We start from the raw sequence: 14,285 nt of genomic DNA on the forward strand, positions 1-14,285 counted from the left end.
CGTTTCGGCAAACCAGAGGAGCGCCAATCTTATCAACGACCGGCCTGAAATGCCCTCAGGCCTTTAAGCGCCTGGGCGCGCACAGCGTTTTTCAGCGCAGGCGACCAACCCAGCAACAACCCCTTGAGGCCCAGGGCCTGGCGCGACCAGCGCCACAGGTCAAAGTGATCGTGGTGCTCGCAGATCTTGCCATCGCGAAACACAAACCGCGCGCCGATATCGTTGACCACCGTGTTGCCGGTGGCGCTGAACAGGTACGTCGCCACCCAATGCGCGCTGCCGGTGATCTCATCGCTGCGCACGTGGTCGAAGGTCAGGGAAAAATCCTTGGCGCGGGTGGTGAGCATGCGCCACATGTCACCTGCGTCACGGCCACGCAGCTCGCCGAACGCGGGGTCGCTGAACACCACATCGTCGGTGTAGCAGGCGGCCATGGCTTCGGCATCCAGGCGCTGGAAGGCACTGTAGAACTCGGTGATCAGGGCGTTGTGGGCATCACTCATGGGCAGGCTCCGCAGGCATCGAAAAGGTAGGCGCACGATAAGCCGCCAGCGCCGGTAAGGCTACCGACATTCGCCGCGCAAATGACTACGCTTACGGCACCATGCCACTGCTGCGAGCATAGGCGAACAAATCCACGTCGGTGGAGATGCACAACCGGCTCATGGCCGTGCTTTTTTGCTTGCTGATGGTCGAGATGCTGCGATTGACCCGGGCGGCAATCTGGCTGACGGTCATACCGCTGGCGAGCATGCGCACCACTTCACGCTCTTTGCCGGACAACTGCGGCACGGCTTGCTGGTCGCCGGTGCCAGCTTCCACCAACTGCACCCGCAGGCTTTCGCTGACAAAGGTATGGCCTTCGCTCACAGCCTTGATGGCCTGCGGCAACTCCCTGGCTGAGGCACTCTTGGCCACGATGGCCCGCGCGCCTTGTGCGAAGGAAGCGCGCAGCGTGGCGATGTTGGCGAACATGGTCACCAGAATCACTGGCAATCGCGGGTATTGGCGTTGCATCAGGCTCAACAGGCCGTACCCATCAGCCTGCTGATTGCCCGGCATGGCAAAGTCGGTCACCAGCAGGTCACAAGGCGTGCTGTCGAGCACCGCCAGCAGTTGATCGGGGCCGTCGGCCTCGCCGACCACCTTGCATTTTCCACTGGCCTCGATCACGACTTTTTGGCCGATACGCACAATCGGATGATCGTCAGCAATTATTACGCGAAGCATGAGACCCACCATGATGGCAACTTGACCTACGCAAAATAGCGCCGGATGTGGCCGGCAACAACCGCCAAGAAAACCAGCCAGGGCAGCCCGTGCAGCATTCGTGGCTGTCGAGAGTTATACCTACAAAACAAACAGAGCAGGCCGTCAGAAAGAAGCTACAGCTCAGGGCGAAATCTTCCTTCACCCCCGATGAAAGCCTGCGTCTTCAAAGCGCTGACAAGTACGCCAGGTAACGCACCAGGTCCTGGCGCAACCGGATCAAGTCCCGGGCATGCGTGGCCACGCCGTCGCCACTTACCCGCGTCATCAGTTGCAGGCCGCGTTTTTCCAGCGAGGTGACGCCCAGAAAGGCCACGCTGCCAATCAACCGGTGCAGGTGTTGAACGGTTTCGGCGCCATCAAGGCGCATCACCGCGCCCGACAGCGCGCGCAGGTCTTGGCGAGCTTCATGGATCAGGCTGCCAAGCATGCTGTCCACCACTTCGCTGCGGCCAAACATTTGCACCAGCGTCGTACGGGTTGGCCAGCCTTTTTGCCCGACCAATGCCTGTGCCTTTGTGCCCTGCTCGAATGCGCCTACGTGGGCTTGGTCCAGCCAATAGACCAAGACGTGGTGCAGCTGCAAAAAAGTCAGCGGTTTGATCAGCCACGCGTCCATGCCGGCTTCCAGGCACAGGCGGACTTCGTCAGGGCCCAGGTTTGAGGTCAGGCCGATGATGGGCAGTCGCGTCGACAGCGCCTCACGTTCGCGGCGGCGGATTTCGCGCGTCATGGCATAGCCGTCCATGAGCGGCATCTGGCAGTCGGTCAGAATCAGATCAAAGTGCTGCACGTCCAGGGCGGCCAGCGCAGCTCGCCCGTCCCTGCACGCTTGGTGGCCCAGGCCGAGGCGGTCAAGGGTTCCGCTCATCAGCAGGCAGTAGGCTGGATGGTCGTCAACAACCAACACCTTGAGCCGTTGCCAACAGGCAGGCACGGTGATCAACGCCCGCGAGTCATCCCCACCCCTGCTGCCTGGGGGAATGCCTGATGACATGACTACCTCAACTTACCGTATCGACGGACGATGATGGCACGCCATGCGTGCAGGAAACGGCCGCGCTCTGGCCGATCGGGCGCGGCATTCTGAACGATCTTTTTGATTTTTTTATGACGGCTCAGCGGCGCAAAACGTATTCGAATGACTGCGCCTGGACGATACAAAAACTACGAAACTTCACAATTCCTACGTAAACAACAGCCGGTTCTGACATAAGCGAATGCGCCTTTGCGCTATCCGCCTACTCTCGTATTTGTTGTATTTCCCCGCCTCGCCCCCCTCTATAAATTCGCCGCACCCCAACAAGGGGCGCGGCCTGTCCTCCCCACGGTCGCAACACACATGGCTGTTTGCCCTGAGGCACAGTCAGCAATCCTTGCACCGGAACCTCACGACATGAATAAGTCCCTAGCAGCACTCGCCCTCTTTTTAGTGGCCGCTCATCAAGGCCCGGCTGTTGCCGCAAGCTCGGTGGAGTTGATCGTCAAAGGCCTGATCACCCCGAGTGCCTGCACGCCAACCTTGTCCGCCAACGGCATCGTCGATCACGGCAAGATTTCCGCCAAGGACCTCAATCAAGGTACTCCCACTGATCTGCCAGCCGTGACCTTGCAGATGCGTGTGAACTGCGATGCACAGACCTTGTTTGGCTTGAACGGCAACGACAACCGAGCGTCCTCAGCCGTCGTTGCGACGGGCTATGGGCTGGGCTTGATCGATAACACGCAGAAAATCGGCACCTACCACCTTGAGCTGGTGAACCCGGTTGCGGACAACGTCGGCGTCATACCCCTGGAGTCCAACAACGGCGGGCAAACCTGGAGCGCGATTGATGGTGAATATTGGTACAGCGGCAACCTGGCCGGTTTCGGCGGTGTTTCCGGTGGCCTGTATGTCCCCGTGCCTATTCAGGACCTGATCACTGACTTGGCCGTCATGACCCAGATCGTGCCTGCGCAAGACCTGAACCTAAGCAATGAAGTGCCCCTCGACGGCTCCGCCACGATCGAAGTGAAGTACCTGTAAACAAGGCTCGCTGACCCGATGCCATGACGCATCGGATCAGCCTCGCGCGCATCGCCCTACTTGGAGGTTTTACATGAACCATCGCACCCTCGCCCCAGTGTTCACGGCGCTGATGGCCGTCATTCCCCAGGCATTTGCCTCCAGCGCCACTGACCTTAGGATCACCGGCCTGATCACGCCCAGCGCCTGCTTGCCCAACCTGTCCAGTGGTGGCGTCGTCGATCATGGCAGGTTGACGGTGAAGGACCTCGATCCCCAACTGCCTACCCGCCTGGAGACCGTCAACCTGCAATTGGAGGTCACCTGCGAGGCAGAAACCCTGTTCACCCTGACCACCGTCGACAACCGCTCCGGCACATCGGCCATCCACCCGGCGAGCCATGGCCTGGGCAGGGTCAATGACGACCAGATGCTGGGCAGTGTGGCGTTCAGCGTACTGGATGCGGTCGCCGACAACGTGCCGGTGCGCACCCTCTTATCCAGCAACGGCGGTGCCGACTGGCGTCCTTCGACGTACCTGGGCCATGCCGGGCTGACCGCTTTCGCCGCCGCCGACAACCTCAACGCCCCGATCGCCGTGAAGGTGTTGACCGCCCGACTCAGCGCCTTCACCACCCTGGTAAAAGGCACCGACCTGAACCTGGTGGATGAAATGCCCATCGATGGTCATGCCACGCTGCAAGTGAAGTACTGGTAAGCCCGACCTTGCGTGGGCGGCGTGATTGCCCCCACCAGCAGGATGACGTTACCCACGAAGTGGCCATCGATGGCGATGCCACCGTTGAAGTGCTGCACCTGTAACTGGCGGCACCCACCCCCCACTGTGATAACGACGCAATGAACCCATCGACCATCACCCGGGCGCTCACGCTGTTCGCCTTGCACCTGACGCCGGCCTTCGCCGCCTCAACCGTGGACCTGAGCGTTACCGGCCGGATCACACCCCAGGCCTGCACCGTGTCGCTGTCCGACAGCGGCCTGATCGATTACGGCAAGATCCCGGCGCGCACCTTGAGACCGAGTGAATTCACCTCACTGCCCAGCCGGCAAATGGGCCTGAGCATCAACTGTGAAGGGCCGACGCTGTTTGCACTGGTGGGTATCGACAATCAGCCGGACTCCTCTGTGAAACCCGACGTTCTGTACGGCTTGGGCATGAACGTTCATGCGCCGAGCGAACGCCTGGGGTCGGTGGGTTTGTCATTGCGCGGGCCGGTGGGCGACGGCGGCGCCCTGCAGGTGATCAGCTCCGCGGACGGCGGGAGCACCTGGCACCCCGAGCCCAATGCACATCCCAGGCACACCATGGGTTTTGCCCACCTCGACACGCTGGTGCCCATCCCCATCAGGCAACTGGTCGCCAGCCTGCGGGTGGACACCGCCATCAGCCCGGCCAATAGCCTGACGCTGAAGCAAGAAGTGCCTTTGCAAGGTTCGATCACCCTGGACCTCAAGTACCTGTAACCCTTAGTGAATGAGTCCTCAGATGACGATGCATGTTTCCTGGATACGCGCCGGTTGTGCCGGCCTCGCTTTATGGTGCTCTGCCGCGGCGCTGGCCGACGGTATGGTGCCGGACACCTCGGTGGTCATCGTGCACGAGGCGGACGGCGAAGCGGCCGTGTCCGTGACCAATACCGACAGCAAACTGGCCCTGTTGCACGTGACCCTCGAAGACATCCCCGAAGACCAGGCCACCTTGCTGTTCGTCACTCCGCCGCTGTCGCGGGTGGAGCCCGGCAAGCGTCAGCTGGTGCGGTTCATCCTGCAAGCGGACGAGCCGCTTAAAACCCAACGGCTCAAACGGGTGGTGTTCGAAGGCATGCCCCAGCAACGTGCCGGCGCCGAGGCCGCGCGCGCCCAAGTGGGCGTCACGGTGCGCCAGAACCTGCCGGTGATCCTGCATCCCAAGGGGCTGGCACCCAACCGTGAGCCGTGGCTGGGCCTGACCTGGCACCTGGACGGCGACCGACTCAGCGTGCGCAACCCCACACCGTACGTGGTGCGCCTTGCGCAGGCGGTGCGGCTGTTGCCCGGCAACGGCTCGACCTTGCTGCCGCGCACGTACGTACTGCCGGGAGAAACCCTGACGGTCGCGGCCCAAGGTACGGGGGCGACGTCAGTACGCCTGCAACCGGCCACGGTGTATGGCTTTGCTGTCGCGCCCTACGAGGCGCCCATCACGCCTTGATCCCACCGCGTCGACCCGCGGCGACGCCTCTATAAAACGAAGTGACCCCCTGCGAAGGTCACCGGGAAGACCGCCTGGCGCGTCCGAAAACCTCGCCTCGGGCTTCCATCAAACGAGTGTAATTGTGTGAACACAGTCATGAATTACCGTGACGGCGAAGCCCTGTCCGGCGTTATGCCGCGCCCGTCACTCGTGCAACTGGGCGGCATCGCATGGGCGCTCAGCCATCTGCTGCTGGCCGAACAGGCCTGGGCAGGCGACGCGCCGTCAACCGGTTCGTTCGACCACCAGACCCTGCACCAGCGTGGCATCGACCCGCAACTGGCCAGCCTGCTGCTGGACACGCCGCGCTTTACCCGCGGCCGCCACGCCGTCAACCTGGAGGTCAACGGCCAACGGCGCGGTCGGGTCGACGTCAGCTTCGATGACCACGGCGCATTGTGCTTTGACGCCGCCTTGTTGCAAGCCGGTCAGTTGGTCGCGCCGCCACGCCGCGTTGACGCCTGCCACGCCTTTGTCGAGCACTACCCCCAGACGGTGATCGAATCCGACCCGGCCAGCCTGGCTCTGTCACTGGTAGTGCCCACGCAGGCGTTGCGCGTTGCGCCACAGGACGTTTCCGGCTACAGCACCGGCGGTTTCGCAGCCTTGCTCAACTACGATGTGACCGGCCTGCACAACGAGTTCGGCGACAGCAGCAGCCGGTTCGGCTCGGCCAACACCGAAGTCGGCTTTAACGCCGGCGACTGGATCGTGCGCAGCCGCCAGGTACAGACCTGGCAGGACGGCGTCTCGCGCAGCAACCACCTGGACGCCTACGCCCAACGGACCTTTGCCCGCCAGCAGGCGGTGTTGCAGGCCGGGCAGATCAACCTCTACAACCCGGTGCTGGCGGGAGCCCCGATCACCGGCGTGCAAGTGCTCACCGAGCAGGCGCTGCAAGACCAGGATCAGGGCGCGACGATCGATGGCATCGCCAACGGCCCGGCCCAGGTAGAGGTGCGGCAAAACGGTGCGTTGGTTCACTCCACAGTGGTTCCCGCGGGGCCGTTTTCCCTGAGCCATGTGCCGCGCCTGAACGGGCGCTCCGATGTGGAAGTGACGGTCAAGGAAGCCTCCGGCGAAGAACGGCGCTTCAGCGTGCCGGCGGCGATGCTGGGCCTGGGTCTGCCGGCACCGGGTTACGCCGTGGCCGCAGGCACGGTGCGCAACCTCGGCGACAGCAATGGCGCCGAACCCTGGGTGGTCAGCGCCGGGTGGACGGCTGCAGTCCACCCACTGATCACCCTGGGCAGCGGCCTGCTGGCGGCCGAAGACTATCGCTCGGCCGGTGCCAACCTGGGTGTGCTGCCCTGGCAGAACAGCCAGTTGCAAGGGGCTGTGGTGGTCGCCGAGGCAACTCGCCAGGCGCAAGCGCGCGGCGTGCAGGTGGACCTCTCGTGGTCTCAGCAAGTGGGTGAACGCTGGGCCATCAGCGCCGCCAATGCCTGGCGCAGCGAGGGCTATCGCGACCTCACCGAATCGACCTACGCCGCCCATACCCGCGAGCAGCAGCGCTCACGCTACCGCGATCAGCAAAGCGCCACGGTCTCCTGGGCGCATCCATGGCTGGGAGCATTCAGCCTCGGCGTGTCGCGCGCCGCCTCGTTTGCCGGCGACAGCAGCAGCCGGGCACTGGCGTCGTGGGGCACGCAAGTGGGCGGCGTCTCGCTGTCCGCCACCGCCGAATGGCAGATGGGCGGCCGCCGTTACAACGATGACAGCCTGTACCTGAACCTCAGCCTGCCCTTGGGCGAGAACCGTCGAGGCCGCACCTGGGTGCGTAACTCCGGGGGCGAGCACCGCATCGGTATCGGCGTCAACGAACCGCTCAACGACCAACTGGCCTATCGGGTGGGCGTTGAACATGACAGCCGCGACCGCGAGGTCGAGTCGTCCCTCGGGGTTTCCGCCCTGCCGTTCTACAGCCAGCTGGACTTCAACTACAGCCGCTCCAGCGACGCGCGTTCCAGCTACCAGGGCGGCGCGCGCGGCGGCGTGGTGGTGCATGGCGACGGCGTGACCTTGTCGCCCTACCCGGTGCGCGACACGTTTGCGCTGCTGTCGGTGGGCCAGATGTCCGGCATCAAAGTCAGTACGCCAAGTGGTCCGGTGTGGACCGACTGGCAAGGCCAGGCCGTGGTGCCGCAGATCAGCGCCTATGGCCGTAGCCCGGTGGAAGTGCAGACGCGCTCGTTGCCGCGCAATGCCGACATCAGCAATGGCCTGGCCGTGGTGTCGGCAGGGCGCGGCGCCGTCGACCGGCTTGAGTTCGGCGTCGCCCTGACACGTCGGGCCTTGCTGACCCTTGACCGGCCGGTGCCACGTGGCGCGACGGTCACCACCGACGGCGGCGAGTTCGTCACGCTGGTGCAGGAGGGCAACCAGGTATTCCTGCCCAATGTGCTCGACCCTCGCCCGCTATGGATCAAGGGCCCTGGGCAGCCGCGTTGCGCCCTGCGTTTTGAGCTGCCGCAAAAGGCCGACCCCGACGTGTATTTCGAAACCGCACCCGCCCGTTGCCTGACCCTGTGAGGACTCTCGTGAAACGTCATTACTGCCTCGCCGCCCTGCTACTGACGGGCACCGCCCAGGCCCAGAACGATTGCCGACTGGACGTGAGTGAGTCGCTGCTGGATTTTGGCTCGATTCGTCGCACCATTGACCCGGCACACGGCCCTGAACGACTGCTGGGTGAACGGCGCCTGAGCATGACCCTGGACTGCCCGCAGACCAGCGACCTCAGCGTGTTCTACCGCGGCCTGGCCGCCAGCGCCGAGCGTTTGCGCTTCACCCAGGGCGGCAGCTACCGCGTGCACGTACACGGTGGCCTGCTGGACGGCCGCGCTGTAGCGCTGGGTTTGCTGGCGGCCAGCGGCCAGCCGCCGATTGCCAGCGCCCAGTCCCTGGACTGGCGCCCCGAGCATGGCATGGTACCGATGCTCAACGGCCTGCCCGCGCATGGCCGCAGTTTCTCCCTGCAACTGGCAGTCAGTGCCTATGCCGAGGAGCGCGCGACGCCTGTGCGCGATGCTGTCACCTGGGACACCACCGGACGGATCGAGGCTGCCGCCTCCGGGCGCTCGCAGGCGCTGCGCCTGCAAGCGCACTTTGCGCCGGCGGCCTGCACGCCCGGGCTGTCCAACGGGGGGACGGTGAGCTTTGGCAAGCTGTCGATCAACGACTTGAGCCACGATCAGGACACACGCCTGCCGGCCCGGCCGCTGACGCTCACGGTGGCCTGTGACGGGCCGACCCCGTTTGCCCTGGTCATGAAAGACAACCGCGACGGCTCCGCCACCGGCGGCCTGGATGAAACCGCCTATGGCTTGGGCGTGGATACACGCGGGCAGAAAATCGGGCGCTACTACCTGACGGTCGACCCTGCCCAGGTCAGCGCCGACAGCTTCTCCCAGGTGTATCGCACCGACTCCACCACGGGCGGCTCGGCCTGGAGCATTGCCAACAGCAGTCCCATCGACGTTGGCGCACGCAGCCTTCTGGGGTTTACCCCGGCGGCCGGCAGCACCCAGGGCCCCGAGGCCCTGCAAAACCTGAGCGCTTTACTGAGCCTGCAGGCATTTGTTGCACCACTCGACAGCCTGGACCTGAGCACTGAGGTTCGGCTCGACGGTTCGGCCACGCTCGAAATCACCTACCTGTAAGCGCTCCCGGACCCCTCATGACCCTTCGATATCTGATTCTCGCGCCCTTTATCTTCTTCAACCCGCTGAGCCTCGCCGCTTCCAGCGTAGAGCTGAGGGTCGATGGGCTGATTACGCCGATGGCCTGCACGCCAACCCTGTCAGCCGCAGGGTTGGTCGACTTCGGCAAAATCTCCCAGCAAGACCTTAACCTCACAACCGGCACACGGCTGCCGCTCAAGTCCCTGAACCTGACCGTCACGTGCAACGGCGCCGCCCGCTACGCCTTGCGCATGCGCGACAACCGCGACGGCACGGCGCACGTCAACAGCGAGATTTACTATGGGTTGGGCCTGGACGGCAGCGGCAACAAGGTCGGTGTGTACTCGGTCAAGTTCGACCCCAAGCAGACCGTGGCCGATGCCGTGCCGTACATCTACGGCACCGAGTCCACCACCGGCGGCGTGGCCTGGCGCACCTCCAACCGCAACCCAATCGACATCGGCGCCAAAAGCCTGCTGGGTTTTACCGATTTGGAAGGCAGCACCGCGGGCCCCTCCGGCATCCAGACCCTGAACAGCACACTGACCCTGGAAGCAGTGATCAACGCCAAGCAGAACCTGGACTTGAGCACCGACATTCGCATGGATGGCTCCGCCACCCTGGAAGTGACTTATCTGTAACACCACCTTTTTCAACCCTAGGAGTACCCGCTAAATGAACAAGCTTTTCCCTGTCTTGACCACTGCGCTATTACTGGCCACTTCCACAGGCGCTTCGGCGGCATCCACTGCCGAGCTGACCGTCAAGGGCCTGATCACGCCCAGCGCGTGCACGCCGAGCCTGTCCAATGGTGGGGTGATCGACCACGGCAAGATTTCCGCCAAGGACCTGAACCCGGCCAAATACACCATCATCGGCAACCATACGCTGAGCCTGACCGTCACCTGTGAGGCCGCAACGGCATTCGCCCTGTATGGCGTGGATAACCGCGTCGGCTCAACCGACAACCCCAGCGACTACGGCCTGGGCTTGATCAATGGCGATCAGAAGCTTGGGCATTACGTTTTGATGCTGAGTAACCCGCTCGCCGACAATGTGCCGGTGCAGACCATTGGCTCCACTGACCAGGGAAGTTCGTGGAACAAGGAAAGGTTCCTCGATCCGGGCCTGTACATGTCCATCGCCGCCATGAACGACGCCAGCCAACCGCTGCCGACCAAAGACCTGGTCGCCGACCTGGAGGTGCAAACCCTCATCAACCGCACCGACGGGATGGACCTGAGTAACGAAGTGCCCATCGACGGTTCGGCCACCCTGGAAATGCGGTACCTGTAACGCCTGAAAAGCGCAGGGCTTGGGGTGGCGCCCAAGCTTGCCTGGCACGGGAGCAGGTTTACTGCTCCTCACAGGCTATCTCGCTATACCTTCTCGCTGCGCACGCCCACGTACACCGCACGGCCCGCGCCCAACCCGGCGACGATGGCGCCCACGCCGATCACGGCAAAGATCCAGCCTACGGCTGTCCAGCCGCCCGTCCAGTCATGCACCAGCCCAACCGCGAACGGCCCGAGGGATGCCAGGGTGTAGCCAAAGCCCTGGGCCATGCTCGACAGGTTGGCCGCGACATGTGAGTCGCGCGAGCGCAGCACGATCAAGGTCAGCGCCAGGCTGAAAGTGCCTCCCTGGCCGAGGCCCAACAGGATCGCCCAGCCCCACAGGCCATCAAGGGGCGCGTACAGGCAGCCGAACAAGCCGCCGAGGGTCAACAGCATCACCACCACAATCGCCAGCCGCTGGTCCTTGCCGCGCGTGGCCAGCCAAGGTGCGGCGAGGGAACTGGCCAACTGCACGATGACCGAGCCGGACAGCACCAGGCCCGCCTGGGTCGCGCTAAGGCCGCGGCCGATCAGAATCGATGGCAACCAACCGAACACGATATAGGCCAGCGACGATTGCAGGCCCATGTACACCGTTACCTGCCAGGCCAGCGGATCCCGCAGCAGCCCCTTCACGCGATACGCAACTTGATGGGCACCGTGTTTTTGCCCGACCTGTGGCAACCAGAACGCCGCCGCCACCAGCGCTGGCAGAATCCAGAAGCCCAGGCCGATGCTCCAGCTGTCACCGAAATGCTTGCTCAGCGGCACCGTCGAGCCGGCAGCCAATGCGGCGCCCAGGCACAGCGCCATGGTGTACACGCCGGTCATGGTGCCGGCCTGTTTGGCGAAATCACGCTTGACGATGCCCGGCAGCAGCACGCCGATGATGCCAATACTTGCACCGGCAATCAGGCTACCGGCGAACAGCCCGACCTCGCCGAAGGCACTGCGCAAAATGATCCCGGCAGCCAACGTCAACAGAATCCCCAGCACCACGCGCTCGGCACCGAAGCGCCGCGCCAGGATCGGCGCCATCGGTGCGAACAGGCCCAGGCACAGCACCGGCAAGGTGGTCAGCAAACCGGCCTTGGCTGCCGACAACCCCAGGCTCTGGGAGACGTCAGCCAGCAGCGGCGACATGCTCGACAATGCCGGGCGCAGGTTCAGTGCCACCAGAATCAGGCCCAGCAGTAACAGCCACGGCCGCGCGACGACCGGCGGGGTGTGCTGCACCACGTCGTCATCGGCTTCGGCGTCGATTAATAATTCTTCGAGTTCAGTCGGGCGTTTGGTTTCAAGGTTCATTGATCAACTGCCGGCAGATAGATTTGGCGCGTTCCGGATCTTGCTGTTCCACGGCGTCGAGCAAGGCGATATGCAGGTCAAACACGGCCTGACGACGCGGTGAGATGTTCAGGGTCTGGCGTAACTGGGCGGCGACGATGGCAGAGAAGTACTGGTACAGCTCGCTCAGCGCCGGGTTGTGCGCCGCGTCCACCAAGTGTTTGTGGAACACCAGATCGGCGCTGATATAAGCCTCCAGGTCGCCGTGGTACAGCTCGGCGCTGGCCTTGAGTGCGTCGCGCAACGCACTCAGATCAGCCTCGGTACGGCGCAACGCCGCAAGCCCGATGGCCTCCACTTCGAGAATCTGCCGGGTCTCCTGCGCCTGCTCCAGGGTGCAATGGGACAACGCCCGCATTGCGCCCAGCGGGTCGGTCATCGAGCGCAAATAACTGCCGTCGCCCTGGCGAATTTCGATCAAGCCGCAAAACGCCAATACACGCATGGCCTCGCGCACGGTATTGCGGCTGATGCCCAGCTCGGCGGACAGCTCAGGCTCGGTGGGCAGGCGCTCGCCGATGGCCCATTTGCCTTCAGTGATGCGTCGACGCAGTTGCTCCAGGGCTTGGTCAACCAGGGAACGTTTGATCAGAGGGGCGATGTCTGTCATGGATTTTGCGCTTTCGTCCAATCATAGGATGAATTTTCCTACAGCCTATTCAGACTTGCCTACAAAGGCAACGCACTAGGGTTCGTAAGCGGCAAAAAGAACTGAATTTTCGATTAGTAAAATTACCCATATAGGGTAATTATTGGACTCAGGTGTCTTATGGAAAAGTACACACCTCATTACGATCTGGCGGTGATAAAGGCGGATGTGAGGCGGCTTGGTGCCAAGGCTTTCACACGGGCGGCAAAGAGAACCGCAGAGGCTCTCGACCTTGATCTCACTGAGATGCAAGCGATCGTTTTCAAACTGCACAACAGGATGTTGTACAAATCGATGACCACCTATGCCGATCACCGCGTCTGGCATGACGTCTACCACATCCATTCACATGGTCTGGAGATTTACATCAAGGTCACTTACTGCTCCGGCAGTAACCCACCGGTGATCTCCTTCAAAGGGATGAACCCATGAACACCCAACATTGCTATATCTGTGGCGCCCCCGACGCCATGACACGCTTTGAAGGCCGCAGCGAAACCCTGTGCATAAAAGGTATGGAGCGGCGCATTGATGATCTCTCGGGCTGGGAATGCCAGGTGTGCGAAGACGGCATGTATGACCCCGATAGCTGCGAACGCCATGCCAAGGCCGGTGATGATCTGCTCCACGCCGCCCGGCGCATGATGGGCGCCGAATTAAAGCGTATCCGCCGCAAGCTGCACCTCACGCAAAAACAAACCGTAGCGGTGCTTTCCGGTGGCGGGCACAACGCACTCTCACGCTACGAACGCGGCGAAATTACGCCGCCAAAACCGTTGATGGTACTGATGCGCCTGCTGGATCGTTACCCCCACTTGCTCACCGACGCCACCGAACTGGCCGAAGGCGCAGACCTGCGCAACGCCTTCACTTACAGCCTCAACAACGAAACGCGGGAAGCCCTCAAGGCCTCCTAGACAGGCAAAAATAAACCCGGCACCAGGCCGGGTTTATCGTTTCAAGCAGCGATCAATGCAAAATCTGGCTCAAGAACAACTTGGTCCGATCATTCTGCGGGTTGTCGAAGAAGTCATTCGGCGCCGCCTGTTCGACGATCTCGCCCTTGTCCATGAAGATCACGCGATTGGCCACGGTGCGCGCAAAACCCATTTCGTGGGTTACGCACAACATGGTCATGCCGTCTTCGGCCAGGCCGATCATGGTGTCCAGCACCTCTTTCACCATTTCCGGATCCAGTGCCGACGTTGGCTCATCGAACAGCATGATTTTCGGCTTCATGCACAGCGCACGGGCAATCGCCACGCGCTGTTGCTGGCCGCCGGACAGTTGCCCCGGAAACTTGTGGGCCTGCTCCGGAATGCGTACGCGCTCCAGGTAGTGCATGGCAATTTCTTCGGCCTTGCGCTTGGGCATCTTGCGCACCCACATCGGCGCCAGCGTGCAGTTCTGCAGGATGGTCAGGTGCGGGAACAGGTTGAAGTGCTGGAACACCATGCCGACTTCGCGGCGGATCGCTTCGATCTGCTTGAGGTCGTTGGTCAGTTCCACGCCATCGACCACGATGCGCCCTTGCTGATGCTCTTCCAGACGGTTGAGGCAGCGGATGGTGGTGGACTTGCCCGAACCCGACGGGCCGCACAGCACGATACGCTCGCCCTGCTTGACGTTGAGGTTGATGTCTTTCAACACATGGAACTGGCCGTACCACTTGTTGACGCCCTGCATCTGGATAATGCCTTCAGGGCTCACAGGCTGTTTGATCGCTTCGCTCATAACAACA

Annotated in this window: 16 protein-coding genes; 10 read left to right on the forward strand and 6 right to left on the reverse strand. The window is 62.7% G+C overall.

Annotated elements, in window-relative coordinates; translation table 11 throughout:
• Positions 1-32 precede the first annotated feature (32 nt).
• From NTD89_RS27135 to NTD89_RS27145, 3 genes are all read right to left on the reverse strand, one after another.
• Entirely contained in the window at positions 33-503 is a 471-nt protein-coding gene (locus NTD89_RS27135) for a nuclear transport factor 2 family protein (protein ID WP_262210608.1), read from the reverse strand.
• Positions 504-594: 91 nt separating this feature from the next.
• On the reverse strand, positions 595-1,230 hold the full coding sequence (locus NTD89_RS27140) for a response regulator transcription factor (protein WP_145161315.1): 636 nt from the start codon (positions 1,228-1,230) through the stop codon (positions 595-597).
• Between the two features lie 205 nt (positions 1,231-1,435).
• Positions 1,436-2,266, reverse strand: a complete 831-nt coding sequence (locus NTD89_RS27145) for a response regulator (RefSeq protein ID WP_262210610.1) — start codon at positions 2,264-2,266, stop codon at positions 1,436-1,438.
• Positions 2,267-2,665: 399 nt separating this feature from the next.
• Here NTD89_RS27145 and NTD89_RS27150 point away from each other — a divergent pair, with 399 nt between their 5' ends.
• The 8 genes from NTD89_RS27150 to NTD89_RS27185 all read left to right on the forward strand — a co-directional run bounded on the left by NTD89_RS27150 (position 2,666) and on the right by NTD89_RS27185 (position 10,507).
• The gene (locus NTD89_RS27150; protein ID WP_145161312.1) at positions 2,666-3,295 is read left to right on the forward strand and encodes a DUF1120 domain-containing protein; all 630 of its coding nucleotides are present in this window, start codon (positions 2,666-2,668) and stop codon (positions 3,293-3,295) included.
• Between the two features lie 73 nt (positions 3,296-3,368).
• Complete coding sequence (locus tag NTD89_RS27155; RefSeq protein ID WP_145161310.1) at positions 3,369-3,992, forward strand: DUF1120 domain-containing protein; 624 nt, start codon at positions 3,369-3,371, stop codon at positions 3,990-3,992.
• A 140-nt stretch (positions 3,993-4,132) separates the two neighbouring features.
• Positions 4,133-4,759, forward strand: coding sequence for a DUF1120 domain-containing protein (locus NTD89_RS27160; protein ID WP_262210612.1), 627 nt, complete (start codon positions 4,133-4,135; stop codon positions 4,757-4,759).
• 28 nt (positions 4,760-4,787) lie between these two features.
• The gene (locus NTD89_RS27165) at positions 4,788-5,486 is read left to right on the forward strand and encodes a fimbria/pilus chaperone family protein (RefSeq protein ID WP_370004730.1); all 699 of its coding nucleotides are present in this window, start codon (positions 4,788-4,790) and stop codon (positions 5,484-5,486) included.
• Positions 5,487-5,624: 138 nt separating this feature from the next.
• Positions 5,625-8,060: a fimbria/pilus outer membrane usher protein gene (locus NTD89_RS27170; protein ID WP_262210614.1), complete on the forward strand. Its 2,436-nt coding sequence runs from the start codon at positions 5,625-5,627 to the stop codon at positions 8,058-8,060.
• Between the two features lie 8 nt (positions 8,061-8,068).
• Positions 8,069-9,190 (forward strand): DUF1120 domain-containing protein, encoded by a 1,122-nt coding sequence (locus NTD89_RS27175; protein ID WP_262210616.1) that lies wholly within the window; start codon positions 8,069-8,071, stop codon positions 9,188-9,190.
• Between the two features lie 17 nt (positions 9,191-9,207).
• Positions 9,208-9,852 (forward strand): DUF1120 domain-containing protein, encoded by a 645-nt coding sequence (locus NTD89_RS27180; RefSeq protein WP_262210618.1) that lies wholly within the window; start codon positions 9,208-9,210, stop codon positions 9,850-9,852.
• A gap of 34 nt (positions 9,853-9,886) precedes the next feature.
• The gene (locus NTD89_RS27185; RefSeq protein WP_145161300.1) at positions 9,887-10,507 is read left to right on the forward strand and encodes a DUF1120 domain-containing protein; all 621 of its coding nucleotides are present in this window, start codon (positions 9,887-9,889) and stop codon (positions 10,505-10,507) included.
• An 83-nt stretch (positions 10,508-10,590) separates the two neighbouring features.
• On the opposite strand, the gene NTD89_RS27190 is transcribed toward NTD89_RS27185, so the two are convergent.
• Positions 10,591-11,856, reverse strand: coding sequence for a CynX/NimT family MFS transporter (locus NTD89_RS27190; protein ID WP_262210620.1), 1,266 nt, complete (start codon positions 11,854-11,856; stop codon positions 10,591-10,593).
• Complete coding sequence (locus NTD89_RS27195; RefSeq protein WP_262210621.1) at positions 11,846-12,505, reverse strand: FadR/GntR family transcriptional regulator; 660 nt, start codon at positions 12,503-12,505, stop codon at positions 11,846-11,848. Before NTD89_RS27195 ends, NTD89_RS27190 begins: the two co-directional genes overlap by 11 nt.
• 159 nt (positions 12,506-12,664) lie before the next feature.
• On the opposite strand from NTD89_RS27195, the gene NTD89_RS27200 reads away from it, so the two are divergent.
• Together NTD89_RS27200 and NTD89_RS27205 are read left to right on the forward strand one after the other, a co-directional pair.
• Complete coding sequence (locus NTD89_RS27200) at positions 12,665-12,976, forward strand: type II toxin-antitoxin system MqsR family toxin (protein WP_145161294.1); 312 nt, start codon at positions 12,665-12,667, stop codon at positions 12,974-12,976.
• Entirely contained in the window at positions 12,973-13,461 is a 489-nt protein-coding gene (locus NTD89_RS27205) for a type II toxin-antitoxin system MqsA family antitoxin (RefSeq protein ID WP_262210622.1), read from the forward strand. Before NTD89_RS27200 ends, NTD89_RS27205 begins: the two co-directional genes overlap by 4 nt.
• Before the next feature lie 52 nt (positions 13,462-13,513).
• Here NTD89_RS27205 and NTD89_RS27210 read toward each other — a convergent pair whose 3' ends face one another.
• Positions 13,514-14,278 carry an amino acid ABC transporter ATP-binding protein gene (locus tag NTD89_RS27210; RefSeq protein ID WP_003171943.1) on the reverse strand — a complete coding sequence of 255 codons (765 nt, stop codon included), beginning with the start codon at positions 14,276-14,278 and terminating at the stop codon, positions 13,514-13,516.
• Between the last annotated feature and the right edge of the window lie 7 nt (positions 14,279-14,285).

Origin of the sequence: Pseudomonas sp. 14P_5.3_Bac1 (genome assembly GCF_025466135.1) — a bacterium.
Lineage (GTDB): Bacteria > Pseudomonadota > Gammaproteobacteria > Pseudomonadales > Pseudomonadaceae > Aquipseudomonas.

Excerpts from the sequence above, each read along its gene's own strand:
- NTD89_RS27145 (WP_262210610.1), bottom strand. The coding sequence starts at position 2,266 with ATGTCATCAGGCATTCCCCCAGGCAGCAGGGGTGGGGATGACTCGCGG.
- NTD89_RS27135 (WP_262210608.1), bottom strand. The coding sequence starts at position 503 with ATGAGTGATGCCCACAACGCCCTGATCACCGAGTTCTACAGTGCCTTC.
- NTD89_RS27165 (WP_370004730.1), top strand. The coding sequence starts at position 4,788 with ATGCATGTTTCCTGGATACGCGCCGGTTGTGCCGGCCTCGCTTTATGG.
- NTD89_RS27160 (WP_262210612.1), top strand. The coding sequence starts at position 4,133 with ATGAACCCATCGACCATCACCCGGGCGCTCACGCTGTTCGCCTTGCAC.
- NTD89_RS27200 (WP_145161294.1), top strand. The coding sequence starts at position 12,665 with ATGGAAAAGTACACACCTCATTACGATCTGGCGGTGATAAAGGCGGAT.
- NTD89_RS27140 (WP_145161315.1), bottom strand. The coding sequence starts at position 1,230 with ATGCTTCGCGTAATAATTGCTGACGATCATCCGATTGTGCGTATCGGC.
- NTD89_RS27155 (WP_145161310.1), top strand. The coding sequence starts at position 3,369 with ATGAACCATCGCACCCTCGCCCCAGTGTTCACGGCGCTGATGGCCGTC.
- NTD89_RS27205 (WP_262210622.1), top strand. The coding sequence starts at position 12,973 with ATGAACACCCAACATTGCTATATCTGTGGCGCCCCCGACGCCATGACA.
- NTD89_RS27185 (WP_145161300.1), top strand. The coding sequence starts at position 9,887 with ATGAACAAGCTTTTCCCTGTCTTGACCACTGCGCTATTACTGGCCACT.
- NTD89_RS27190 (WP_262210620.1), bottom strand. The coding sequence starts at position 11,856 with ATGAACCTTGAAACCAAACGCCCGACTGAACTCGAAGAATTATTAATC.
- NTD89_RS27195 (WP_262210621.1), bottom strand. The coding sequence starts at position 12,505 with ATGACAGACATCGCCCCTCTGATCAAACGTTCCCTGGTTGACCAAGCC.
- NTD89_RS27170 (WP_262210614.1), top strand. The coding sequence starts at position 5,625 with ATGAATTACCGTGACGGCGAAGCCCTGTCCGGCGTTATGCCGCGCCCG.
- NTD89_RS27150 (WP_145161312.1), top strand. The coding sequence starts at position 2,666 with ATGAATAAGTCCCTAGCAGCACTCGCCCTCTTTTTAGTGGCCGCTCAT.
- NTD89_RS27210 (WP_003171943.1), bottom strand. The coding sequence starts at position 14,278 with ATGAGCGAAGCGATCAAACAGCCTGTGAGCCCTGAAGGCATTATCCAG.
- NTD89_RS27180 (WP_262210618.1), top strand. The coding sequence starts at position 9,208 with ATGACCCTTCGATATCTGATTCTCGCGCCCTTTATCTTCTTCAACCCG.